The organism is Neorhizobium sp. R1-B (genome assembly GCF_004368875.1).
GTDB classification, from domain to species: domain Bacteria; phylum Pseudomonadota; class Alphaproteobacteria; order Rhizobiales; family Rhizobiaceae; genus Neorhizobium; species Neorhizobium huautlense.
In genome coordinates this window covers 36,092-60,793 of record NZ_SOEM01000009.1, presented here as the reverse complement: position 1 = coordinate 60,793, position 24,702 = coordinate 36,092, and the positions used below count along the sequence as shown (strand labels likewise).

The window sequence follows — 24,702 nt, the reverse complement described above, 5'->3', positions numbered from 1 at the left end:
TGTCAGGCTTCGGGAATGGCTGCTTAACGAAGATGCACCACGATCGGAATGCCGTCGATCGTTTCCACCCGCATCCCGAATCCAAAGATGGTATGCAGCGTTTCCGGGGTGAGCAGTCCTGAGGGCGGGCCATCGGCAATGATGCGGCCGGATTTCATCGCCACGATGCGGTCCGCATAGACCCCCGCCTGGTTGATATCGTGCAGCACGATGACGACGGTTTTGCCCTTGCCATCGGCGATCTTGCGCAGCGACCGCATCAGCTCACGGGCAAAATACATGTCGAGATTGTTAAGCGGTTCGTCGAGGAGCAGATAGTCGGTACCTTGCGCGAAAGCCATGGCAACGAGGGCCCGTTGACGTTGCCCGCCGGAGAGCGTCTCGATGAACCGGCCCGCAAGATCGGTCAGGTCGAATTGCTGCAGCGACTGATTGATGATCCTCTGGTCCTCCTCCGTCAACCGGCCGCGTCCGTGCGGGAAACGGCCGAAGCCGACGAGTTCGCGGACACGCAGCCGGCTTGTCACGATCGAGTCCTGACGCAGGATCGCGATGATCTTCGCGAGATCCCGGTTCGGTGTCGTGTCGACCGGAAAGCCCTCGATGCTGATCTTTCCTGTCTGCAGCGGTTGAAGCCGCGCGATCAGCGAGAGGAGTGAGGACTTGCCCGCCCCATTTGGACCGATCAGCGCGGTGATGCCGCCTTTCGGGATCTCGAGCGAGATATCGTGCAGGATCCTCGTCGAACCGTGTTTCAGCGAGACTTTTTCCACCCGGATCATCTGCGGCTCCCGAGGAAGAGGAGAATGAGGAAGGCAAGGCCGCCGGCGAATTCGATGACGACACCGAGCGTGGAACTGTTGTCGAGCCCATGCTGGAAGAATGTCTGGCCGCCGACGAGGATGATCACGGCGGTGAAGGCCGCTGCAGGCATCAGCATGCTATGGCGCCGGGTATCGACAACCCGCTCCGCGATGGCGACGACCAGGAGACCAAAGAAGGCGATCGGCCCGACCAGTGCGGTTGATACGGCTACCAGCGACGAGACGAGCAGTAGAAGGCCGGCGACCGTTCTCGCCCAGGCGACCCCAAGTCCGGTCGCGCTGTCGGCGCCGAGCGCCACGATGTCCAGGAGATGCCGCGCCCGCCAGGCGATCACCGCGGCCACGGCGGTCAGAATTGTTGCAAAGATCAGCACGTCGGTGCGGACATCGTTGAAGTTGGCGAAGCTCGCGCTCTGTGCCACGGCGAAGTCATTGGGATCGACAAGGCGGGCCAAGAGTGATTGCAGGCTGCGGAAAAGGATGCCGAAGATGACGCCCGCAAGCAGCATCAGCCCCATATCCGTGCGGCGCCTCAGCATCGGCAGCAGGAGAGCGGTCGCCAGGCCCATGAGCAGCATCACTTCGCCGGCGAATTTCAGCTGGGGATCGAGCGCCGAGTAGCCGAGACCGCCCAGCAGAAACACGAGCAGCATTTGCCCGAACAGATAGAGCGCGTCGAGCCCCATGATCGAGGGCGTCAGGATGCGGTTGTTGGTCACCGTCTGGAAAATCACCGTCGACAGGGCGATGGATAGGCTGACTTGCAGCAGGGCCGCGAGTTTCGTTGCGCGCAGTAAGAGCACGAAGCCGATATTGCCGCGCAGTCCGATTGTCATATAGGCGGCGATGCAGACAATCGCTGCCGCGCCGAGACAAAGGAGCCGACGGTCAGGCATGGGCCGGCCGCCGAAAGAGAAGCCAGAGAAAAACCACGCCGCCGACGCAGCCCATCACCGTACCGACCGGAATTTCATAGGGGTAGCGGATCAGCCGGCCGAGGATGTCGCAGCCAAGCACCAGGATCGCGCCGCTCATGGCGACGACGGGCAGCGTACCACGCAGGTTGTCGCCCATCAGCCGGGATACGATATTTGGTACGACGAGGCCGACGAAGGGGATCATTCCGACGATCACGGTGCTAAGGGCCGAGATGACGGAGACGATGACGAGACCGAGTTGCAGCATGCGGGGATAATCGATGCCAAGCCCGATACTGGCGTCGCGGCCCATCGCCATGATCGTCAGCCGGTCGGCGATCATCCATGCAACCACCAGCATGGCCGCGCCGACCCACAATAGTTCATACCGCCCGCGCAGCACCCCGGAGAAATCTCCGTTGGTCCAGACTGAGAGATACTGCAGCAGGTCCGCCTGCCAGGCGACGAAGGTAACCGCTGCCCCGATGACGCCGCCATAAACGGTGCCGAACAGGGGAACCAGAAAGGGTTGGGTCGGCGGCAGCCGATGCGCCGTCATCAGGAAGACCGACGTACCGAAAAGTGCGGTCGTGGTCGCGACGATGCTTTTTATCAAAAGGTTTGCCGAAGGCCACAGCAGCGTGACGAGAAGCACGCCAAGTTCGGCGCTCTGTGCGGTACCGGCTGTCGAGGGCTCGACGTAACTGTTGCGGGCGAGCGTCTGCATGATGAGGCCGCCGATCGCCAGACCCGATCCGGCAAGCAGAGCCGCCAGCGTTCGCGGCAGGCGGCTGATCAGCAGCAGTTCTAGCGCCCCGGCGTCGGAAAACACCCGCCGAAAGGGCATGTCGATGACGCCGACGAACAGGCTCAACATGACGAGAACCGCAAGTACGAAACCCGCGGCCAATCCGATAGGTGACGGCTTCTGGCGAGCGGCTGTATTCATCTGACGGCGGCAAAGGCCTCGGCGATGGCTGCCAGCACGCGCTGCATCGACTGGATCCCGCCGGCGGCGATGTAGAATTCTGCGGCCGGCAGATAGACGACCTGTCCCTTCTTCCATGCGGCCGTCTGTGCGACCAGTTCGTTGTCAAGCGTCGCTTTTGCGGCCTGTTCGCCTGAGCCTATCGCCGCGGCGCGATCCAGAACCAGCAGCCAGTCGGGATTGGCCTTGGCGATGAATTCGAAGGATACCGCTTCCCCGTGGTTCGCCGCCTTCACGTCGGTAACGGCCGGCGGCAGGTCGAGCGCGGCATGCACCCAGCCGAAGCGCGAGCCGGGACCATAGGCCGTCACCTTCGGTCCATTGGTCATGATGATGAGCCCCTTGCCCTTGCCGGCGACGGCTGCCTTTGCGGCCTTGATCTGTTCGTCCAGCTCGCCTGCAGCCTTTTCGGCTTCCACTTGCTTGCCGAAAAGCGCGCCATAGGCGGCCAGCCGCTCCTTGGCCTCGGCCACCAGATCGTCGCCATCCATCGTCATGTCGATGGTCTGCGCCACCCTGGCAGCAGCATCCGCTTTTGTAGAGGATCGTCCACCGACGATGATGAGGTCGGGCGAAAGCACGCTCAGAGCCTCGAGATCCGGCTCGAAGAGGTCGCCGACGACTTCCGCATCCTGCTTGAGAGGCTTCAACGGCGAAAGATAGAGATTTTCCGGCACGCCGGCCGGCTTGATGCCGATCCGGTCAAGCGTGTCGATGGCGGCGATATCGAAGACCGCGATCCTTTCCGGTGTCCTCGCGATGGTAACAGGACCTTTGGCAGTGTTGATATCGGCCGCATGCGCCGACAGCGCAGAAAAAGCAAAAGCGGCCGCCGCCGCGATCATCCCGAGATTCATCGCCTCACCATGTACCCGTCGTTCCTGGCGTCTCAGCCGTTATCCTGAACCTGCCATTGCAACGCTTCCAGGTTTTCCCGGAATGCAAAGCGAACCAGATGCCGCTCGATCACCGATTCCGTTTCCGAGAGCTGCTCGTCGTCCGCCGCGATCGCCACGATCTTCAGCCTGTCGGGATCGGCGTCCAAGACAGCGGTTCCGCAGGAAAAGCGGCATTCGCCATGGGTTTCGGAATAGGTGGTCTCGATTTTGTGGGCGAAATGTTTGCAGAGCTGGACGAGATATTTCGCGCCGTGTTCTGTCTGCCATTCTGCGATTGCCTGTACCAACGGTCGCTCCTTAATATGAGTATTATCTTCCACTTATCGCGAAGCGCATATGGCGGCAACCGGAAAGGCCGCCGCTACACGTCGACGTGAACGGGGTCACCCGCTTAGAATGTCGCCTTCGCAGTCAGCAGGAAGCTGCGTCCCGGCTCGTAGAGCGGCGTGACATTGCCGAATTCCTGCCCATAAGTGGCGCGGTTCGAGTAATTCTCATCGAAGACGTTTCTGAGTTCAGCGCGGAACGAGAAGTTCTCCCATTGCTCCGGCTTCCATTCCGCAAACAGGTTTACGACTTTGTATTCGTCGTAGGTCTTGTACTGGGGAGCATATTCGAGGTCGCCACCGATCGTAAGATTCCAGTCTCTAAAGGTGTGCTGCGCCGTAAGAGTGAAAATGTCGCCCACCGGCGTGGCGAGATAGTTACCTAGATCGGAATCTGCGTCCTTTCCATCGACCTTCACATCGATATGGGCATATTTGACTTTTACGGCGCTATCTGCCCATTCGTACCCGGCTCCGATTTCGACCCCTTCTGAAACCATGTCGCGCGCGCGATTGGCTGCAAGAGCACCTGGGAAAGGTGCCGGCACCGCGCCGGAATACGCATAGAGAGGCACGCGGGCGTTGTCGATTTCCGTTCGAAAGAGGCTGACTTCCGCGCTGAACCCTCCGTTATGGGCCTCGAGGCCAATCATGAAATTGTCGGCCGTAACCGGTTCAGGACCATCTGCGCCGTAGTCCCATGCGGGATTGATGACGAAGTTTTCCGTCAAAGGAATACCTGCCCACACGTGAGAATAACCTGCCTTGGCGGTCAGGAAGTCGGTCAGATCGTATTCACCCGAAATGTTGGCACTGAGGCCGCCATTGTCGAACTCCGCGCCGGTCACACCGGTGAACCATTGATGATCTGCGCGAGCACCGAATGAAAGGCGTGTTCGATCCCAAGGTTCAAGCCGCGCCTGCGCATAGATACCCACATTTGTCGCCTTCTCGCGTCCGGAGTCGGAAAAGCGAAGAACTGTGCTTTCGGCATCGAGTTCTGCGCGATCGGAGTAGAAGTCGATGCCGGCGACAACGTTGCCGATATCGAACGCAAACTTGTTCTGGAACTTTCCGTTGAAGCTCGACGTCTCGCCGATCGATGGATAAGTGACCGGAATGGACGGAGGCGGGCAACCGCGCGGGCAGGCATATGCCGTCGTGTCCACCTCGGTCTTGCTGTAGGACAGCATAAAGGTCGGATCCCACCAGCCGTCAGGTTGGGTCGTGGTATAGGTCAGGACCGTATTTTGCCGATCCATCTTGAAGTCGCGAACACGAGGCTCCCATGGACGGCCGGTATCGACAAAGCCTGCGTTGGGGCGGAACGGACGCGGTGCGTCGTCAACGACCCGATCGTGGCTCAATTCGAAGCGGTGGCCGTCCTCGGTTTCATAGGCGATCTTGCCAAGGCCGCTCAGGATATCAGTCTTCGTGCCGCCCACTTCATGCCCGTTGCCGGCAACGAAATCATCACCCTTGCCGAAGGTGAAATAGCCCAGGAACTCAAAGCCTTCGTGTTTGCCATAGGCGGAAAGGCCCGTCGTGACGGTGTCGCTGTTGAAATTGTAGGTGGAGGTGACGAAGCCGCCGAGCGATTGGTCAGGCGCCAAAAGGTCGATCGCATCCTTGGTCTCGTAGTTGATTGAGCCGGCAAGCGCGCCGGGGCCGGCATCGGCCGGCGCGATGCCGGCATCGACGTCGACCGCCTTGAGGATCGAGGGGTCGATCAGATTGGTGGCATTGTGGTGGAAGACCTTGTTGTTCTGGCGCGCGCCGTCGATGCTGACCGCGAGATTGGTTTCCTCAACACCATGGACATAGACCTTCTGGGACATGGGCAGCGAGCTGCCCACCTGCACGCCGGGCTCTTCACGGAAAACATCGGCAATGTCGATCGGATTGATCCGTTCCAGCTGCTCCGGACCGATGACCGTTTCGCCCACGTCGCCTTCCGCACCCGTCTGTCCTTGCAGAACGATTGGCCGGAGCGTGGTTGCGCCTTCGACCGGGAGGTCGCCGCCAGAAGACGCCTGAGCGCCGATCACGGCAGTCCCGTTGGCAATCCGATAGTTGACCCCGGTACCGGCCAGCATGCGGGCCAGCGCTTGATCCGGAGTGAGGTTGCCGCTGACCGCCTGGGCATTGATGCCGCGCGAGGTCGAGGCGGCGAGCGTAACCTGCAGCCCTGATTGACGGCCGAAAGCATTGACAGCCGAGGCCAGCGGCTGGGCCGGGATATCGAAACTGCGCGTCGCTGTCTGTGCCAGGACAGGGCTGACGATGATCGAGCTTGCGGCAATCGCTGCGGTGGCGACCGTTGCCAACAAGCGCACTGCGAACGCCCTGTTCCTGCCCCTGGTCTCCGCTCCACGCAAAACCCTACTTGCCGGAAAGCCCATCCGCCCCGTCTCCTGTTATAAACTATTCGCTAAGCCCCCCGGCCAGCGTTTCAGGGTAGAGACGACTGCAGACGGCGGTTTTTTCACCGCTTGCGAAAATTTTTATGAAAGTTTAACGGCCTAGAAGAGGGCAAGCACGCGCAGGTAGGGCGAAATACGGTGCATCTTGCCGCCGAACGGCTGGACGAGCGCTTCGAGCGCCCGGTCCGGGTCCGAGAGATCGTAGAGTCCTGTCACGCGGCGATCGGCGAGCTCTGCGCTTGGAATGCTGATCCACGCGGAATGGTACCGCTGCAATTCCTCGACCACCGACGCGATGCTCACGTCGTTAACGAACAGGCGGCCGTTTCGCCAGGCCGCCATGTCCTCGGGTGCAATCCGGCTGCGCGATATCCGGCCTTCTCGATGACCGACCGTGACGGAATCGCCGGGCGACAGCTCGAACGGATGTGCGGCTCCTTTGACCGTGAGACCGACCACGCCTCGCATGAGCTCGACGGTCGTATCTCCCGGTTTCATGTTGACGTCGAATGCCGTGCCCAGCACCGCGACCTTGACGCCTGTGGCATCGACTGTGAAAGGCCGCGCCGGATCGTGCTTGACGTCGAAAAAGGCCTCGCCCGCGAGCAACGTCACGCTACGTGTACCTTTGGTGAAGGCCGTATCGATCGCACTCCTCGGGCCGAGTTGGACCACCGTGCCGTCCTCCAGCGTTATCTTGCGCAGCTCGGCTGTGCCTGTCGTGAAATCCGCCCGGTAGTGAAGGAGAAGCGGGGGGCCGGCGAAAGCCAGCACAAGACAGGCCGCCAGTGCGAGCGCCGCTCTGGTCCCCCGAGCACTTCGCCGGCGGGGGAGAGGCACTGTCGTTCGGCTCGTCGGCTGCGAGCGCCTTTCGTCGGCAGGCTTGGTCGCGCCCATCAGCGACCAGGTCTTGCACGCTTTCATCCAGGCATTGCGATGCGCCGGAGACCGGTCGAACCAGGCATCGAAATCGCGCTGGTCAGCGGGTGAACGAGACGGCTTGCGCAGGCGCAGGAACCAGTCCATGGCTTCTTCTAGAATGCTCTCGTCTGTCTCGTCGTGCCGCGTCAAGTCGTACCTGCTTCGGATATCTCGCTGTTTGTACCCGAAATTTCTTTCCTTTCGTAGGAACGATCGATCGGTCCGGATTTTTCGCGCAATGTGGGTTTCAGATAGTTTTTCTGTCGAGCGCCGTGGCGATCCTCATCATGGCTGTGCGCACATGCCGGTGTGCGGTCGCCACCGAGATGCCGAGATGTTGTGCTATACCATCAAGCGTATGGCCGCCGAAGCGATACATCTCCACCGCAGTGCGAATCTCACTCGGCAGCGAGTTGAGCACCTCGGACGCAATGCGAACTTCGTCGCAGAACATGACCGTCTGTTCCGGTGTTTGGACAGGCTGCGGCACTGTCCAGAACGGCGCCTCGTTGGCTTGCCCCCGATATTCGATCTTACGGCGTTTCAAGACGTCGAAGGAAAGATTGCGAACGATACGATAGAGATAGGCAATCGTCTGCCGCGCAGATTCGCCCGTCATCTTACCGGGCGCCAATCGCAGGTAAGCCTCCTGGACAATATCCTCTGCTGCCTCGCGTGAGCCGAGAATGCGTGCTGCATAGTCGACCAGCGCGGAGCGGTGGGTTAGATAAAGACTATGTCGATCGTCAATTTTCAGCGTCATTGATCGGCTTGTCAGGTGCCCCTTAGAAGACCGGACGCAGCTTCGGATGTATCTGAGCCTGCGCCGCGAGCACGCCGTATCGCGCTCGCGGTCCCATCTAGCATCAAAAACATGATAACAATAGTCATATTATGTAACGTCCTGAGATCGCCAAAGCGGTGCGCTTCTGGGTAGCACGACGGGATCAGAGATTCAGAAGGCTTGGCTCAAGACGATGGTGGTTCGAGGCGCTCTTGGGTTGCCTGCTTGCCAGTTGCCGTACCTTCGTCAAGTCGTCGCACAGCATTTCCAGGCAGTCGTCTCCGAACCATTCCAACGAGGCTTCGGCACCTGGATCCCCTATAAGATCGGAGAGAAAGCGAGAATAGTCGAGAGCGCCTTCGAACAGCGACGTCATCCCGCGGCGATCGCCGCCTGGCGCGTAGACGTTGGCAGGCTCGAAAACGCGCAGATCCTTGCGATGACGGACGTTTTTCAGATGGTAGTGGCGTATGGCGGCCCCCATCCGCTGGCGTATGGCAACCGGATCGTCTCCGCCCTCCCAGACATGCAGCGCGTCAAAGTTGATGGCAAAGAACGGATGGTCCACCTCGTAGATCAGTTGCAGCGTCGAGGCAGCGGTATCCGCGAGCGTATTCGGGTGGGTTTCCACAAGCAGATAAATCCCGTAATTCGCCGTGACGTCGCAAACGTCGCGCAGCCGGTCCGCAATCAGGCTTCGTTCTTCGGCGCAAGCCAAGTTGCTTGCCGTGCTGCCCGCAAAGGTCCTTATCTTCGAAGTTCCCCAATTTCGGGCCAATTGGCAAAGTTCGTTCGTCTTTTGCCGCACCGAGCGCGCATCCGCATCGAGCGGCAGGTAGTCGCTGATCATCGGCACCGACAGGCCGTAGTCCTCAAGCCAGGCGCCATTCCGCTCGGGATGAGCGGCAAGATTGCGGGCATGCACGCCCCAAAGTTCGATGCCCTGGAAGCCGGCTGATCGCGCCCAGGCGGCCATTTCACCGATCGACATCAGGTGATGGCGAAAGCTGATGCTGCAGATGGACAGTTTCATGCCATTGCCCTCTTCAGGCCCGGGGCAGTTTCTGCTTCCTGCTGATCGCACCACATTGCAAAGACCTCCCCCAGACGATCTTTCAGCTTGCGTTCCAGCCGGTCAGCCTCGGCAATCCGCTCGAAGACAGCATCGGACTGGGCTCGGTCCTCCGTCTGAGCAAGCTTCATGCAGGCATAGTGCAGGCTCTTCAGAGCCTGGACGAGCGCCTCGATCTCCTCGCACCAGGTTTCGAATTCGGTGGCGGGAAGTTTCAGGGCGCGCCAGAAAAACGCGAAGCCGTGCTCATAGGCATATTTCCGGATGGTAATCACCGGCAATTCCCGAACCGCCGAGGCCAGTTCCGCGAGCCTCAGTCCATCGCGGCCTGCAAGATGCGCGGTGACGATGGCGCGAACCGCATCGGCGAGCGGGTTGCGGTGGGCGACAAAACAAGCCTCGAAATAAGCCTTCAGATCCTCTGGCTCCGGCTGCCGGGCGAGCGCGTTGTCGAAAACGTATCCGCCGCCTACGGTCGGCTGCATGATCGCGTGGATCACCTTCTCCCTCTCGATCTCGCCTTCCCAACGATAGTCAGGATCGTGCACGAACCATTTTTCCGGATCCGCGGTCTTCTGCAGCATCAGGTAGTGAGGGAAGGGGTTCTGGTTGAACTTGTTCTCGCGTTCCGGAAGATGGAACATGTCGAGCATCACCATGACCGAGCCGGTGTCAGGACGGGTTTCGACGAGTTCGATGAGGGTCGCGAGATTTTCGAGCTTGGATACCCCCGGATCGTACCATTCACGGATCGGAACCCGGTAAAGTTGGGTGAACCAGTCGCGGAAGAAATCCTGGGTGATTTCCGGCGAATGGTAGAGAAGCTCGAAGCCATCGCTGACCGTGAACTTTGCGTCCCAGACGCCAAAGTAAAACGGCCTGTGATCGAGGCCGTTGCGCTTCAGCCCGTCGCAGACACAACTGACGAAGCAATGAACCTTGATGTCATAATAGGCCTCGCCATGGACGCCTTCATCCGTTGATCCACCGGTCATCGGAAATGACGGAATGGCGGTTTTCGGCGTATAGAGCGCGACAAGATCGGCCACCGTGGCGAGTTCCTGTCGGGCGATTGCCTCTTCCGGCATGGCAAGCCCGTATTCCAGCTCGAGATTGAGGAAGATCTGCAGGATCAGCACGGAATCCAGATAGAGATCCTCGTTGAGGCGGGCTTCCGGGGCAAAGCCCTGCATATGCGGATGAGCCATGTGCTCGGACAGCACCGTGCGGAAGGCCTCCAGAATTTCGTCACGCGTCATGAGGCAACTCCTCTTTCAGGTCCGGTGAACTCGCCGGCAGCATGGCGGGTCGCGACGTCGCGGCGACTGATCTTGCCGTTGGCTTGGCGGGGAATCTCGCCGACCTGAACCATCTCCATGGGCAACTGGTGGCTTGCGAGATGGCGGCTGCACCATTCGCGGATGTCCCGCGACGAAACGGGCCGGCTGGCGCTGTAGAGGAGGGCGACCCGCTCGCCGGCGAAACGGTCGGTCTTGCGGAAGGCAACGGCGTCCGTGACATCAGGCATCGCCATCACCGCGTCCTCCACGTCACCGGGATAAACGTTAAGGCCAGACACGTTGATCATGTCGTCCATGCGCGACATGAAAACCAGCATGCCGTTTTTGCGCCGATAACCGAGGTCGCGGGTGTGGATCGCCGCGCCGCCGTCGCTTTGAACAACGATCTCTCCGGCGTCTTCGGCGCTTGTCCCCGTGGAGATTTCAAGGTGCGGCAGGACGAAGCCCATGTCTGCGGCGGCGTGCATGTCCGGGTTGATCGCGATGCATCCGGATTCCGAGCAGCCGTATTGCTGGAAGAGATGCTCGCTCCTCGCGCGGATCTGCGTGAACCATGGGTCGGGCAGCAGCGTACCGGATGTCATGGCGGCATAAAGTCTTTCCCCCTCCGGCAGCAGCCGGGAGAGCGTATGAAGGATCGCCGGCGACGAATAGAGCAGCGGCCGATCGATTTCACGCAACACCTTGAGGAGATGTTTCGGGTTTCCCGTCTCCACCACGACGGGAACCTGCCCGCGTTTGAGGGCAACAAGGATACCGCAGATCAGGCCATAGGAATGGGTCGTCGGGCAGGCGATCACCGGCGTCATGCCTTCCGGCTCGCGGAAGGTTGAAACATAGCTTTCAACCTCCCGGTCGATGTCGTTCCAGCTTCTGGCGATGCATTTCGCAGCCCCTGTCGTACCGGAGCTCATATGCAGCAGCCGGCCAGGTCCTGGCGCTTCTTCCTGCGCCTCCAGCACTTCCGCCGTTAGGCTGTTGTAAAAAAGCCGATCGCAATTTGCGGTCATCGCGAGCTTGCGCGCGGCCGGATAAGGCGTGCCGGGATGGATCGGCAGCACACTGGCTTCCGCCTTGCGGATGGCGAAGAAAAAGGAGAGCCATTCGGCCGTGTTGCCGAAGCAGACGGCATAGCGACCGGCTTTTCCCCCATTAAGGCCGACCTGCCTGCCGATCCGATCTCCTGCTTCCTCGAAATAGGCACGGTCGTAGAGCCGTCCATCGATCTGGATCATGGCTTTCTCCTTCGTTCGGTTATTCCCGCGGCCAGGGCATTCGGAATTTCGTGGTGATATTCCGGCTTTTGCGCCAGAAGCTTTCGGGTAATCAGGGATTCGGTTCGGATGAACGGGCGGTCATGTCTGAGTTCAGCCAGGCGGTTCTGGACCGGCCAATCCTCCGCGTAAGCTGCCAGCAGCTTTTCGACCCTTTCCCAGAAGCGAAACTCCGCCAGGCCGTAGCAGACGTCGAGGAGATGCGAGATTTCGCTGAGGTTGAACACGAAAAGCGTATCCATGACGAGTTCTCGCAGCGAATCAAGATTGTCCGTCCAGTAATATTGGTCCGGTTCGGCGTCCCGATAGGCCGGGTTCAATGAGGGGAAGTCCGGCGCCTTGTCCGGCTCCCGCAGGAAGCTTGAGGAAAATTCGACGCTTTCATGAAAGTCGCGCAGGATGAGCCGCACCGGCCAACCGTCGCGATGCACCAGCAGCATGTTCTGGCCATGCGCCTCCACTGCTATGCCATGCCGGACGAGCAGATGCCATACGGGCAGGATGGCGACCTCCTGGAGCCGGTTCATCCAGGGCATCAGGCCGAAACGCGTGATCCACTCGTCAGCGAACGGCCTGCCGTCGCCTTCGATCATCATCAAGGCGTTGAAGGGGATGACGGCTTCACCAGGCTGCAAGGTCGCTTCAGCATTCTGCCGCCAGATTGCGCCGATCTGGCCGGCGAGGGGGCCATTAGCATGCGCAATGAGGCCGGCATATTCCTGCAGGATGGTAAGCGGGTATCGTTCCTGAAACGCCGGGTCACCGGTGACGATCTCGGCGACCCAACTTGACAGCACCGGCGCCGTGCAGACCGAATGCGGTTCGAGCGTGCGGCGCGAGGAGGTGTTGACGATGTTAAGCGGCAGCTTGATGCTCGCCGCCCCCGGTCGATCGAGATTGATGAGTGAGCGAACCGATTGGGTTGCCGTATACCGATCGCCGATTGCACCGAGATAATGGGCCTCGCCAGCGGCGATCCAACCCGCAGCTATGGCTTCACCGAGATCCTTCCATTGCCATGGATGCAGCGGCACGATGCCGAAATCTTCGGCGGGGAAAGGTAACGCCCGCCGTTTTGCCTCGACATCCGCCCATGTCTCCTCACCGAGCTCCCGGCGCCAGAAGTCCTCTTCACGTTCCGGAAGCGCAACGCAGAGATGTTTTCGGGCAATCAGCAGCCAGACAAGTTGAAAAGGTTGCCCCGCTTCCGGACTGTAGGCCGCGTGGTCCGCGAGCGAAAACCCCAGCCGCGCACGGAAGCACGGGTGGTAGGGATGTCCTTCGTCCAACGCGCCTTCCAGCGCCGCAAAGGACATTCCGCGCCGATCCTTCGGAGGAATATGGTCATGGTTCCAATCGGAAAAGATGACCGTCTGTTCCAGTTCCCTGAACAGTCTGCCGCGCGTGACGCCTGTTCCTGGCAGATCCGGAACGATTGCGGAAAGCGAGGCGGGTTCCCAGTGATTGCCGGAGCCCAACATCTTAACGGAACCCGGCGCGATGCGAAGACGTCCGAACGCCCCGATCTCGCCGCGGCAGCGGAACCTCTTCCCACCAAGCGACCAGTCGAATTGCATTTCACCATTGCTGATGCTGGTGCGCGCTTCGAGAAGGCCTTCAAAGAGCAGCGCAGCGACGAGCTGGCGGATGACCCGGTCGCGGGCCTGGCCCGGTTCTTCAAGAGGCAATGGCATGGTCAACCCTCGATGCGGCGAGCGCGGCTGGAACCCTCAGCGGGTTCGGGATGGGGCGATAGAGAGAGGTGCCGCCGCTGGATTGCAGTTCGTCCACGTCGAGCATCCTGGTCGTCAGATTGGCCTTGGAGGTGATGGTCGGAAGATCGAGGACATGCCTTGCAAACTCCCCGCCGACACCGCGCATGGTTCGTGCGTACTCTTCGAGATGCGCGCGCAGCACGCAAAGAAGCGTGCCCTCGTCGCAGAGACCGTCATGCCCCATGCGGCTAATGACGGAAAACACCTGGTTGACGATCAGGTAATAGGCGAAGCGGTCGCGGATTTCGCCATCGGCGAAATAGAGAGAGGCGATCGTCTCCGTTTCCGGGACAAGGCCTGCAAGCTGGCCGCGATGACGCTCGGATAGATAGAAGCCCTGATTGTCGCGATAATAGCTGACCGAAGGGTAGCCTGACGAAATATCCAGAAGGCTGTTCTGCTGGTGGGCTTCGAGCGCCACACCGTGATCATCATAGAGCCGGATCAGCGGCTCGACGGCGCAGGCGAGGTAGCGATTGAACCATGCGAGCGCAATGTTGGAGACCCCGCTGGCGCCCCGGACCGCCAGTTCGCGGATGATCCGCTCCAGTCGCGAAAGCCTCCCGGGGAGGGGATCGGCGGTCAGCGCGGCTACGGTGACGACGCCCAGTCCCTTCTTGCCCCGGAAGGGGTTTTCGCGAAGGATGACCTCAAAGCCACTTTCCTCGCGATCCGGCAGGTCGAGCGTGATATAGGCGGAATCGTGGATGACGCGGAAGTCGGTGACCCGTTCTGCAAGGCGGATGCGCTGCATGAGCCGCGCCATGGCGACACCGGCATCGAGCTCCTGGCGGCGGTTGATGCGGACGGAATTGGTAATCCGCACGGGAAGCGAGAATTTCGCCATCCAGTCGGCGCCGTCGCTGTAGACGGTCCGTACCGAGGAAGTCGCCGTGAACCGGAGTCCCAGAGGACCTAGGGACCTCAGCTTGCCGCTCTGTTCCAGCGCCTGGATTTCGGGTTGGAGGAGCAGCGCTTCGGCCTGAAGCGGATGCATGGGGATGAGGCATTCATCAGCACTAATATGAAGGCTGTCGCTCGACGGCCCGAGCAGGCCTCGCACTATTGCGTCGGCCTGCAGAACACCTGCGGAAGCCTGGCGCACAAGATCTGCCTTGGCGGCGAAATAGTGGAGCCGAAAGTCCCCGCGCAGTTCCGGCGCATAACTCTCCTGCTGCCAATAGGTCATGCCCTGCCGGCTCTTTGGCGTCGGGTGCTGCCAGTGGCCGAACACGAGCGACTGTTCGGCGTTTATGAAATGATCCTCTTCTCGATATCCCCGTTCTGCTCTCTCGATATAGTTGTGCATCTGCTGATAGCTGTCCAAAACCCGCGCCAAAAGCTCCACTTCGAACCTACGCAGCTCATCGCGCTCGCCCCCGTCGATCCGGCGGTAGGCTTCGTGAATGAGAGCCGTGAGAGCTGGCAGAGGTTCGATCTGACGCCAGGAGGTTTCGGAAACCGCCCGCGACCAAAGCCTGCCGAAATATTGAGGCCCGCAGATCGACGCCGACACGATCTCCGCGCGCAATAGCATGTGCTGACGCGGCAGCGACCATTCCACGCCGTCGACCGTCCCGGTGGCCGTGCGATGCACGACCGGCGTGCCGGGGCTCACTTCGCGAAGATAGCAGTTCGCGAAACTCTGGAATGTCGCCGTTTCCGCCGCTTGCCTTGACGATTGCATGCTTCTCCATTCCCGTTGCGCGAGAGAGCGATTACGCCAACGGCGCTCCGTTTTGGCTTTGCCCAACTGACAGCCCGCGACCTGCCGTCCTTCAGTCGGGCTCGTGCCGACAGTGATCCGGTTGCCGGGTTTTGGCGCTGTTGGCTTCCGGTCGAAGAATGGAGACTTCGAACTGCTGCTGATTTCGTGCGGATGGGGCCGGGCCGGAGAAGGAGCGCGGCAGAATTGGCCTGCCCTGCAGTGCATGAAGATGAGATTTCATGGCGCGACCTCGTTCTCGATCATCCCGGTTCCGGCGCATGCGCGGCATGCGTTCCAGACCCAAAGACGATCGGCGAACCGGTTTTTTTCATCCGCTTTGCTTTTTTCGCGGCTTGCGGAAAAAGAGGCTATGGTCGCAAGAGACTTCTGGTTTGCGGCTGTCGCGTTCCTCGCGCTTTTTAAACAGTGCCCCAAACACCCATCAGCATCTTGAGAAATCGCTCTGCCGCCGGCGACAAGGTGCCGCCGCGACGGCGAACCACGCCGATCGTACGGGATATCTCGGGATTGCGGATGGGCCGGGTGATCAGAAACGGATGGTCTTCTCGCGGGGTTGCCATTTGTGGCAGCACCGAAATCCCGAGGCCCGCCTCCACCAATCCGAGGGAGGTGGACAGATGGGTCACCTCGTAGAACCAGCGAAGCTTGATGTTTGATTTTGCCAGTGCCGCGTCGAGCAGCGTTCTGTTGCCGCTCGATCGATGAACCGTGATCAGATGATAGGGTTCCAGGTCCGCCCACCCGACCGTAGGCTTGGCCGCGAGGGGATGATCCCTGCGCGCTGCCAGCACGAAAGGGTCTTCGACAAGCCGCTCGAAGGTCAGATCGGGATCCGACGTGCCCATGAGGTTAATGCCGAACTCCACCTCCCCGCGTGCCACGGCTTGAAGACCGTCGGTCGCCGGCAGATCGAGGATACGAAAGCGAATGTTCGGATACTCTTCGTTGAACTGTCGGATGACGGTCGGCAGGAAGTAGAATGCCGCCGTGGGAAGGCATGCGATCGTCACCAGCCCGCCTCGATTGGGTCCGACGTCACGGACCGCAAACAGAGAACCGTCGAACTCCTCCAGCATGCGCCGGACGAGCGGCACGAGCTCCGTACCGAGAGCTGTGGCGGACACATGCCTGGTCGTCCGTTCCAGGAGAGGTGCTCCGATAACCTGCTCCAGTTTTTGAATGCGGCGGCTCAACGCCGGCTGTGACAGATGCAGAGCGTCGGCCGCGCGATGAAAGCTCTCCAATTCCACGACGCTCAGGAAGGCTCGAAGATCAAGTATCTCGCAATTAATGCTCATCCTGCATCAATCCTCCGATTCTTCGCATTTCACAAATAAACGCCTCTTCCGATAATTGGATCAAAGAGCGTCGATTGATACGGCGATGACATAATTCCAATGGAAGCACAAGCGATGAACGATCTGCTCGCGATCCCTTGCGTACTAATGAGAGGCGGCACCTCAAAGGGGCCATTCTTCCTGGCCCGCGATCTTCCGGCCGATACTCGTGAACGCGACCGAATCCTGCTCTCCGTGATGGGTTCGGGTCACCCGCTGCAGATCGATGGCATTGGCGGCGGTAACCCCGTCACGAGCAAGGTGGCGATCGTCGGGCCATCGAGTATTCCAAGCGCCGATGTCGACTATCTCTTTGCGCAGGTGCGTGTCGATCAACAGATCGTCGACACCTCGCCGAATTGCGGCAATATGCTGGCTGCGGTCGGCCCGTTCGCAATCGAAGCCGGACTTGTCCCCGTTCGTGGAGAAACGACACTCGTCCGGATCCATAACGTCAACACCGGCAAGCTGATCGACGCCGAGGTTCCTACTCCAAACGGCAGCGTCTCCTATCTCGGTGATGCTGCGATCGACGGCGTGCCCGGCCGTGCAGCGCCGATCGCATTGACTTTCATGGACGCGGCCGGGGCTCGCACCGGACAGCTCTTTCCCACCGGCAAGCCAGTGGACTTGATCGATGGTGTGGCTGTCACCTGCATCGACTGCGCAATGCCGATGATGTTGATCGAAGCAGTCTCCGTCGGCGCGACCGGCTTCGAGACAGCGGTTGAACTCAATGCTGACAGGGAATTGCTGGCACGGCTGGAGAGACTGCGCATCGCAGCCGGCGAACGGATGGGCCTTGGCGACGTGCGCAGTCAGGTGACGCCGAAGCCGGTCCTCATATCGAGGCCGAACTCCGGAGGAAAAATCAACGTGCGCTATTTCATGCCGCATCAATGTCACCCGTCGCTGGCGACCACAGGGGCGGTGGGGATCGCGACCGCGTGCATCAAAGAGGGCACCATTGCCTCGCTCCTCGTCGGCACGCAGAAGCCGCCGCTGGTGCTCTCGATCGAACACCCGAGCGGCCACCTGGACGTCAAGCTTTATGAACGAGACGGCAAAGTCGTTGCCGGGATTCTTCGAACAGCCAGGCGGCTGTTCGACGGACAAGTCTTCGCAAAACCTGTCACGCAACTGGGTTGTGCGGCATAATAACCGTGGCCGCCAGGAGGGCGCCACCATCAGGAGGAGAATATCATGCGCAAATTCATGCTCGCCCTCGCGGCAACCGTCGCTTTTGCCGGGTCCGCCTTTGCGGACCCCGTCCGCATCAGTGTCGGCTCTTACAACCTCAACAATCTGCCTTTTCCGGTCGCCCAGGGGCTCGGCCTTTACGAAAAGGAAGGCCTGGAGGTGACAGTCGAGAACTTCGCATCGGGCGGCTCGAAGACGCTTCAGGCGCTTGTGGCCGGCTCGACGGATATCGCAGTCGGCTTTTACGACCATACCATCCAGATGCAGTCCCAGAACAAGGCAGTTGTCGCTTTCGTGCAACTCGCTCGCAACTCCGGGCTCGTGCTGGCGGGCGGCAAGGACAGCAAGTTCGACCCGGCAAAACCGGAAACGATCAAGGGAGCGAAAATCGGCATCACTTCGCCGGGTTCGTCTTCCGACTTCTTCGTTCGTTATTACCTGCAGCGCAACAATTTGTCCGCAAACGACGTGTCGCTGATCGGCGTCGGCTCTGGCTCCGCAGCGGTGGCGGCGCTCGAACAAGGCAAGGTCGACCTGCTCGTCAATTACGATCCGGCCGCGACCTTCATCGAAGCCAAGGGCGTCGGCAAGATCCTGATCGACGGGCGCAGCGACGAAGGTGCCAAGGCGATCTATGGCGGGATTTATCCGACTTCGGTCCTCTATGCCACACAGAGCTATATCGAAGACAATCCGGAAACCGTCCAGAAGGTCACGAATGCGACGGTCAAGGCGCTCGAGTGGATGAATAGCCACTCTGCCGAAGAGATCGTCGATAAGCTGCCGAAGGAGTTCATCTCCGGCGATCGTGACACCTACATCAAGGCGGTCGAGAATGCGAAGGCGATCTTTTCGAAGGACGGGCGCATGGACGAGGAAGACATCAAGACTCCGCTCGCCGTCCTGAAGAGCTTCAACGAAAAAGTCGCCGCGGCTGAAATCGACCTTACGAAAACCTACACGAACGAGTTCGTCGGCAAGGTCGGCAACGTCGCCGCCAACTGACAGGAGGAGAAGATGGCATTGGCCGTACTAAAACCCACGCCCCCGACGGAAAGTCCGCATCAGGCAAAGCCGATGGTCTCAATCGACGCGGTCACCATGTCCTTCGGCTCCTATGTGGCCGTGCAGGATGTGAACCTGAGCGTTGCCGATGGCGAGTTTCTCGCCATCGTGGGACCGACCGGCTGTGGCAAAAGCACGATCCTCAACGCAATCGCGGGGCTGCTGAAACCCTCCAGTGGTACCGTTGCGATCGACAGTCAGCCGGTGCGCGGGGTTCAGAACGATATCGGCTATCTGTTCCAGCAGGATGCCCTGCTTCCCTGGAAGACCGCGCTGGAGAACGTCGAACTCGGTCCGATGTTCAAAGGTGTGGGCACGGCGGAGCGACGCGAGCAGTCGATGAAATGGTTGGCGAAAGTCGGACTGAAGGGCTTCGAGCACCGCTATCCGCATCAGTTGTCAGGCGGGCAGCGCAAGCGCGTACAGATGGCGCAGGCGCTGATCACCGGCCCCAAGGTCATCCTGATGGACGAGCCTTTCTCGGCGCTCGATATCCATACCCGGCACCTGATGCAGAACGAACTCCTGCGTCTCTGGCAGGAAGAGCGCCGCGCCGTGGTGATGATCACGCACGACCTTGAGGAGGCAATCGCGCTCGGAGATCGGGTCGTGGTGCTTGCCGCCGGGCCACGCTCGCGCGTGATCGACAGCTTCCCCGTCGATCTCGAACGTCCGCGCGATGTCGCTGAAATCAAGCTCGATCCGCGCTTCATGGATCTTTACCGCAACATCTGGTCGTCGCTGCGCGGCGAAGTGGAGAAAAGCTATGAACGCCATGACTGAACGTCTCATTCAGGTCGCGCTGCTGATAACAATTCTTGGCGGCTGGCAACTCGGTGTCACCATCGGGGTCATCGATGTCTTCTTCTTCCCGGCTCCGGTCGACATCTTCAATCAGGTGGTATCCTGGATAATGGACGCCAGCTTCTATAGCCATGTGGCAATAACGCTGACGGAAACCGTGCTCGGTTACCTGGTCGGAACGGCACTTGGCGTGGCGGCAGGCGTCTGGCTCGGCCTCAGCCGTTCAGCCGCGCGCATTCTGGACCCTTTCATCAAGGGCTTGAACGCGATCCCGCGCGTCGTGCTTGCGCCGATCTTCGTCCTCTGGCTCGGCCTCGGTCTCTGGTCCAAGGTGGCGCTCGCCGTGACGCTGGTGTTTTTCGTCACCTTCTTCAACGCTATGCAGGGCGTCCGTGAAGTGAACCCGGTGGTGCTGTCGAACGCCCGCATTCTGGGAGCCAAGCGATCGGATCTGCTTCGTCACGTCTATTTCCCCGCGGCGGCAAGCTGGATCCTGTCTTCGCTGCGCACTTCGGTCGGCTTTGCCGTCGTCGGAGCGATCATCGGGGAATATCTCGGCTCCTCCGCCGGGCTTGGCTATCTGATCGCTCAGGCGGAAGGCAATTTCGATGCGGTCGGTGTCTTCGCAGGCATCCTGATCCTCGCGATCTTTGTCCTGATTATCGACAGCATGCTGGACATCGCCGAAAAGCATCTCATCAAATGGCGGCCAAGCGCTTCCGAACGGCCTGCGTGACGATAGCGAAAACCATCGAACCACTTCACATGCACTCTCCCTGTTACAAGGGAGAGTGCATGTGTTCTGCGCGCTTACTGGAGGTATCGACTTTCCGGCCTCGACGTGGCGTGGTTTCCGGCTCAGGCAACCCGAGCCTTCCGGGTGGAGCGCGCCCAATCCGGTAGCCAGGTGTCATGAGCATCCAGCAGGTCGTCGACGAGGGACCAGATCTGGTCGAGATCAAGTTCGGCTGCCGTGTGAGGATCCATCATCGCGGCGTGATAGATGTGTTCCCGATTTTCGGTCATCAGCGCCTGCACCGTCAGTTCCTGCACGTTGATGTTGGTTCGCATCAGCGCGGTGAGCTGCGGCGGCAGATCGCCGATGAAAGTCGGCTGGATACCGGAAGCGTCGACAAGGCAGGGTACCTCTGCCGCGCAATTTTCCGGCAGCGAGGTGATGCAGCCGTTGTTCCGCAGATTGCCGTAGATCACCGACGGTTCGCCCGTCCAGACCGAATTGATGATGGAGGACGCATATTCCTTCGATGCCTCCACCTCGATCTTGTCGGCGCTGCGATAGGCTTCCGCTTGTCCCTTCCAGCGCTCGATCTGTTCGATGCAGCGCTTCGGGTATTCATCAAGAGGGATTCCGAACTTTTCGATCAGGTCCTCGCGGCCCTCTTTGATGAAATAGGGCGTGTATTCGGCGAAATGTTCCGAACTTTCGGTGACGAAATAGCCAAGCCGCTTCAGCATCTCATAGCGCACCTTGTTCGGGCAGCGCGGGTTCCAGCCGGGCTTTGGCGCTCGGCCTTCGCGATAGGCACGATGAAGGTCCGGGTAGAGGTTCCTGTAGGAGCCGTCCTTCTGGCGGTGCTCGAAGGTCAGGAAAAAGGCCATGTGGTTGATGCCGGCCGAACGGTAGCGGATCTCCTCGTAGGGAATATCGAGGTCATGCGCCAGTTCCATCGCGGTTCCCTGAACCGAGTGGCAGAGGCCGACCTGTTTTATGTCGGGATATTTCTCCGCGATCGCCCAGGTATTGATCGCCATCGGGTTCACATATTGCAGCATGATCGCATTCGGGCAGACAGCGCGCATGTCCTCGCAGATCTTCCACAGATGAGGCACGGTGCGAAGCCCGCGCATGATGCCGCCGACCCCGAGCGTATCGGCGATCGTCTGCCGCAGGCCGTATTTCTTCGGCACCTCGAAATCCGTGACGGTGCAGGGCTCATAGCCGCCGATCTGGAAGGCGACAACCACGAAATCCGCGTTCGCCAGCGCCTTTTTCTGATCGGAATAGGTCTCTGCCTTTGCCTGGACGCCAAGCGTCGAGATCAATTTGTTGACGACGACGGCGCTTTCCTCCAGCCGTTGCGGGTTGATGTCCATCAGCGCGATGGTTGCGCCCGACAGCGCGGGACGCTGAAGAACGTCACCGACGATATTTTTCATGAAGACGGTCGATCCGGCTCCGATGAAGGCGATCTTGGGATGAGCTGCCATGTAAACCTCCGGCATTCGGCAGTTAGGCGACATCGAAAGCGGCTTTGACCAGCCGTTCGGTGTATGCGGTCTTGGGATGGGTGAGAACCTCGTCGACGGGACCTTCTTCCACGATCTTGCCGTGCTGCATGACGATCACCCGGTGGCAGAGGGCGCGCACGACCTTCAGATCATGTGAGATGAAGAGATAGCTCAAGCCGCGCTCGTCCTGCAGCTTGCGCAGCAGCTCGATAATCTGCGCCTGAACGGAGAGATCGAGCGCCGAGGTCGGCTCGTCGAGCAGGATGAATTCGGGCTCCAGTGCGATGGCGCGGGCAATCGCGACACGCTGGCGCTGGCCGCCTGAAAATTCGTGCGGGAAGCGCGAGAGGATATTGCCCGGCATGCCGGCGGCCGAAAGCGCGGCCCGCACGCGATCGAGGCGCTCGGCCTTGGTGACGCCAAGCCCGTTGACGACCAGGCCCTCCTCGATGATCTGGCCAATCGTCATGCGCGGATTGAGCGAGGCAAAGGGGTCCTGAAAGACGATCTGCATGCGCGAGCGCAACGGGCGCATTCCGGCCCGCGAGAGCTGGTGGATCGGCTGCCCGTCGAAGGTGATCTCGCCTGCTTGCGGCGTGTTGAGCCGCACCAGTGCCTGTCCGAAAGTGGTCTTGCCTGAACCGGATTCTCCGACGAGGCCGAGCGTTTCGTGCCGGCACAGCGCCAGGTTCAGGCTGTCGACGGCCACCAGCTCACGCAGGTCGGGCTTCAAAAAGCCGCCGTGACGCAGCATGAAGGACACCCGCACGCCCTTCGCGTTCAAAACCACGTCAGAGCCTTCCGGAAGCGGATTGGCGCGGCCTCGGGGCTCGGATGCGAGCAGATGCTTCGTGTAGGGGTGCTGCGGATTGGCGAAGAGATGTTCCTTGGTATTGTGCTCGCGGATTTCGCCATGCTGCATCACATAGATGTAGTCGGCGAACTTGCGCACCACCGTCAGGTCATGGGTGATGAGGATCACCGCCATCCGCAACTTTTCCTGAAGAGCGCGAATGAGATTGAGGATCTGCGCCTGCACCGTCACGTCGAGCGCGGTCGTCGGTTCGTCCGCAATCAGCACGTCCGGTTCATTGGCAAGCGCCATGGCGATCATCACGCGCTGGCGTTGGCCGCCGGAAAGCTGATGCGGATATTGTTTCAGCCGCGCCTCGGGATCGGGAATCTGGACCTGTTTCAAAAGCTCCAGCGCACGCGCTTCGGCCTGCCTTCGGTTCGTCTTTTGGTGGACGCGGATCGCCTCGACCAGCTGGCTCCCGATCGAATAGATGGGATTGAGCGAACTCATCGGCTCCTGGAAGATCATGGAGATGCGGTTGCCCCGCAGTTTGCGGCGGGCTCGTTCCGAAAGCTTCAATATGTTGCAGCCGTCGTAGTCGATGCTCGATGTCGGCAAAACAACGGCCCGTTTGGATAACAGTCCCATCACAGTGCGCGCCGTCACCGATTTTCCCGAGCCGGATTCGCCGACGATGGCAATCGTCTCTCCGCGATAGAGCTGGAAGGAGATGTCCTTCACCGCTTGGACATTCCCGTGCTCGACCTTGAAGCTCACCCCGATATTGCGGGCGTCCATGATCGGTCTGTCGATGCGTTGATCGTGATCGTGCCGGAGCGGCGGGGCGAGGGAATTCACAAGCGAAAGAGCCATTGTCATCACCTCAATAAGGATCGACTGCGTCGCGCAGTCCGTCGCCCAGCGCGTTGAATGCGAAGACGGTTACCAGCACGAAGAAAACAGGCGCCAGGATCCACGGATAGGTTCCGATGACGGAATAGTTTGCCGTATCCTGCAGCATCAGGCCCCAGGAAATCAGCGGCGGCTTCACCGCAAAGCCGAGGAAACCGAGGAAGGATTCCAGCAGGACCACGCTCGGAATGTGCAGCGTGACCGCGACGATCACGTGGCTCATCACGTTCGGCAGGATGTGCTGGAAGATGATCCGCCGGTCGGTTGCGCCGACGGCGATCGCCGCCCGCACATAGTCCACGCGCGCCAGCGCCATGGTCTTGCCGCGCACCTCGCGCGACATTTGCGCCCAGCCCAGTGCCGACATCACCATGATCACGAAGCCCAGAAAGACATTGGTTGGGGCGGTGATCGGGATGAGCGAAGTCAGGGCCAGATAGAGGGGCAGTTGCGGGAAGGCGAGTACCAGCTCGACAAACCGCTGCACCCAGACGTCGAAAGTCCCACCGAAATAGCCGGATACCAGGCCTACCGTGGTGCCGATAACGGTCACGATGCCAACGACGACGAGCGCGATCATCAAGGAAATGCGCGAGCCGACGATCGCCCGCGATAACACGTCGCGGCCGAACTTGTCGGTACCGAGGAAGTGCACCGGTTGCCCGTCGACCGTGCCGAAGAAATGCCGGTCGAGAGGTATGAGGCCGAAGAGCCTGTATTCGGCACCCTTTACGAAGAAGCCGAGCAGGCGCGGATTGTCGTAGTCCGGTCCGAGGACGGGTTGGAAGGTGACCGGGTCCAGCTCGTCCGATTCAGCCAGCGCGTAGACCCGCGGCGGAAAGGCGAGGTTACCGTCCTTGTCATGGAAACTGATCATCTGTGGCGGCGCAAAGCCCACATGGGTGGCCTTGGGGTCCATCGGCGCAAAGAAATCCGCAAAGACGGCCATCACGATCAGCAGGGCGACGAGGACGAGACCCATCAAGCCTGTCCAGGAGCGCCTCAGCCGGCGCCAGACAAGTGCCGTGTAGCTCTCGTTGCCGTCCGGCCCGTGCTTCACTGTTTCCTCTTGCGTCGATGTCGGTGCGGTATCGAAAGCGAGCAT

General features: G+C 60.3%; 21 protein-coding genes. 4 read left to right on the top strand and 17 right to left on the bottom strand.

Translation table 11 applies throughout. From position 1 onward, the window contains the following. Nucleotides 1-23: 23 nt before the first annotated feature. The 14 genes from EDE05_RS14430 to EDE05_RS14370 form a co-directional block, all read right to left on the bottom strand. Entirely contained in the window at nucleotides 24-782 is a 759-nt protein-coding gene (locus tag EDE05_RS14430; RefSeq protein WP_134101767.1) for an ATP-binding cassette domain-containing protein, read from the bottom strand. Next, nucleotides 779-1,720: an iron chelate uptake ABC transporter family permease subunit gene (locus tag EDE05_RS14425; protein ID WP_134101764.1), complete on the bottom strand. Its 942-nt coding sequence runs from the start codon at nucleotides 1,718-1,720 to the stop codon at nucleotides 779-781. Before EDE05_RS14425 ends, EDE05_RS14430 begins: the two co-directional genes overlap by 4 nt. Further along, nucleotides 1,713-2,690 (bottom strand): iron chelate uptake ABC transporter family permease subunit, encoded by a 978-nt coding sequence (locus EDE05_RS14420; RefSeq protein WP_134101761.1) that lies wholly within the window; start codon nucleotides 2,688-2,690, stop codon nucleotides 1,713-1,715. The genes EDE05_RS14425 and EDE05_RS14420 overlap by 8 nt, the downstream gene beginning before the upstream one ends. Beyond that, nucleotides 2,687-3,586 (bottom strand): siderophore ABC transporter substrate-binding protein, encoded by a 900-nt coding sequence (locus EDE05_RS14415; protein ID WP_134101758.1) that lies wholly within the window; start codon nucleotides 3,584-3,586, stop codon nucleotides 2,687-2,689. Before EDE05_RS14415 ends, EDE05_RS14420 begins: the two co-directional genes overlap by 4 nt. Before the next feature lie 32 nt (nucleotides 3,587-3,618). Further along, nucleotides 3,619-3,915: a DUF2218 domain-containing protein gene (locus tag EDE05_RS14410; RefSeq protein ID WP_134101755.1), complete on the bottom strand. Its 297-nt coding sequence runs from the start codon at nucleotides 3,913-3,915 to the stop codon at nucleotides 3,619-3,621. Between the two features lie 104 nt (nucleotides 3,916-4,019). After that, nucleotides 4,020-6,290 carry a TonB-dependent receptor gene (locus tag EDE05_RS14405; protein WP_245519912.1) on the bottom strand — a complete coding sequence of 757 codons (2,271 nt, stop codon included), beginning with the start codon at nucleotides 6,288-6,290 and terminating at the stop codon, nucleotides 4,020-4,022. Between the two features lie 186 nt (nucleotides 6,291-6,476). Continuing rightward, nucleotides 6,477-7,448 (bottom strand): FecR family protein, encoded by a 972-nt coding sequence (locus EDE05_RS14400; protein ID WP_134101749.1) that lies wholly within the window; start codon nucleotides 7,446-7,448, stop codon nucleotides 6,477-6,479. A 97-nt stretch (nucleotides 7,449-7,545) separates the two neighbouring features. Then, nucleotides 7,546-8,061, bottom strand: a complete 516-nt coding sequence (locus EDE05_RS14395; protein ID WP_134101746.1) for a sigma-70 family RNA polymerase sigma factor — start codon at nucleotides 8,059-8,061, stop codon at nucleotides 7,546-7,548. Between the two features lie 184 nt (nucleotides 8,062-8,245). Next, nucleotides 8,246-9,115 carry a sugar phosphate isomerase/epimerase family protein gene (locus EDE05_RS14390; protein ID WP_134101743.1) on the bottom strand — a complete coding sequence of 290 codons (870 nt, stop codon included), beginning with the start codon at nucleotides 9,113-9,115 and terminating at the stop codon, nucleotides 8,246-8,248. Continuing rightward, nucleotides 9,112-10,413: a DUF6005 family protein gene (locus EDE05_RS14385; protein WP_134101740.1), complete on the bottom strand. Its 1,302-nt coding sequence runs from the start codon at nucleotides 10,411-10,413 to the stop codon at nucleotides 9,112-9,114. The genes EDE05_RS14390 and EDE05_RS14385 overlap by 4 nt, the downstream gene beginning before the upstream one ends. Then, nucleotides 10,410-11,690, bottom strand: coding sequence for an AMP-binding protein (locus EDE05_RS26840; protein WP_166675464.1), 1,281 nt, complete (start codon nucleotides 11,688-11,690; stop codon nucleotides 10,410-10,412). Before EDE05_RS26840 ends, EDE05_RS14385 begins: the two co-directional genes overlap by 4 nt. Then, on the bottom strand, nucleotides 11,687-13,423 hold the full coding sequence (locus EDE05_RS26835; protein WP_166675463.1) for an IucA/IucC family protein: 1,737 nt from the start codon (nucleotides 13,421-13,423) through the stop codon (nucleotides 11,687-11,689). Before EDE05_RS26835 ends, EDE05_RS26840 begins: the two co-directional genes overlap by 4 nt. Continuing rightward, nucleotides 13,407-15,191, bottom strand: coding sequence for an IucA/IucC family protein (locus tag EDE05_RS14375; RefSeq protein WP_134101737.1), 1,785 nt, complete (start codon nucleotides 15,189-15,191; stop codon nucleotides 13,407-13,409). Before EDE05_RS14375 ends, EDE05_RS26835 begins: the two co-directional genes overlap by 17 nt. Before the next feature lie 440 nt (nucleotides 15,192-15,631). Further along, nucleotides 15,632-16,531, bottom strand: a complete 900-nt coding sequence (locus EDE05_RS14370) for a LysR family transcriptional regulator (RefSeq protein WP_112799970.1) — start codon at nucleotides 16,529-16,531, stop codon at nucleotides 15,632-15,634. A gap of 114 nt (nucleotides 16,532-16,645) precedes the next feature. Between EDE05_RS14370 and EDE05_RS14365 the strand changes: the two genes are divergently transcribed. From EDE05_RS14365 to EDE05_RS14350, 4 genes are read left to right on the top strand one after another with little or no spacing between them, the layout of a single operon-like run. Beyond that, on the top strand, nucleotides 16,646-17,728 hold the full coding sequence (locus EDE05_RS14365) for a 4-oxalomesaconate tautomerase (RefSeq protein ID WP_134101734.1): 1,083 nt from the start codon (nucleotides 16,646-16,648) through the stop codon (nucleotides 17,726-17,728). Between the two features lie 45 nt (nucleotides 17,729-17,773). Next, entirely contained in the window at nucleotides 17,774-18,775 is a 1,002-nt protein-coding gene (locus EDE05_RS14360; RefSeq protein ID WP_134101731.1) for an ABC transporter substrate-binding protein, read from the top strand. Between the two features lie 12 nt (nucleotides 18,776-18,787). Further along, nucleotides 18,788-19,618, top strand: a complete 831-nt coding sequence (locus EDE05_RS14355) for an ABC transporter ATP-binding protein (RefSeq protein WP_134101727.1) — start codon at nucleotides 18,788-18,790, stop codon at nucleotides 19,616-19,618. After that, nucleotides 19,602-20,375 carry an ABC transporter permease gene (locus tag EDE05_RS14350; RefSeq protein WP_132411694.1) on the top strand — a complete coding sequence of 258 codons (774 nt, stop codon included), beginning with the start codon at nucleotides 19,602-19,604 and terminating at the stop codon, nucleotides 20,373-20,375. The genes EDE05_RS14355 and EDE05_RS14350 overlap by 17 nt, the downstream gene beginning before the upstream one ends. A gap of 122 nt (nucleotides 20,376-20,497) precedes the next feature. On the opposite strand, the gene EDE05_RS14345 is transcribed toward EDE05_RS14350, so the two are convergent. From EDE05_RS14345 to EDE05_RS14335, 3 genes are read right to left on the bottom strand one after another with little or no spacing between them, the layout of a single operon-like run. After that, nucleotides 20,498-21,868: an alpha-glucosidase/alpha-galactosidase gene (locus EDE05_RS14345; protein ID WP_134101723.1), complete on the bottom strand. Its 1,371-nt coding sequence runs from the start codon at nucleotides 21,866-21,868 to the stop codon at nucleotides 20,498-20,500. A 22-nt stretch (nucleotides 21,869-21,890) separates the two neighbouring features. Next, a complete protein-coding gene (locus tag EDE05_RS14340; RefSeq protein WP_134101720.1) occupies nucleotides 21,891-23,558 on the bottom strand; it encodes an ABC transporter ATP-binding protein in 1,668 nt (555 codons plus the stop codon). A gap of 10 nt (nucleotides 23,559-23,568) precedes the next feature. After that, complete coding sequence (locus EDE05_RS14335; protein WP_134101716.1) at nucleotides 23,569-24,702, bottom strand: ABC transporter permease; 1,134 nt, start codon at nucleotides 24,700-24,702, stop codon at nucleotides 23,569-23,571.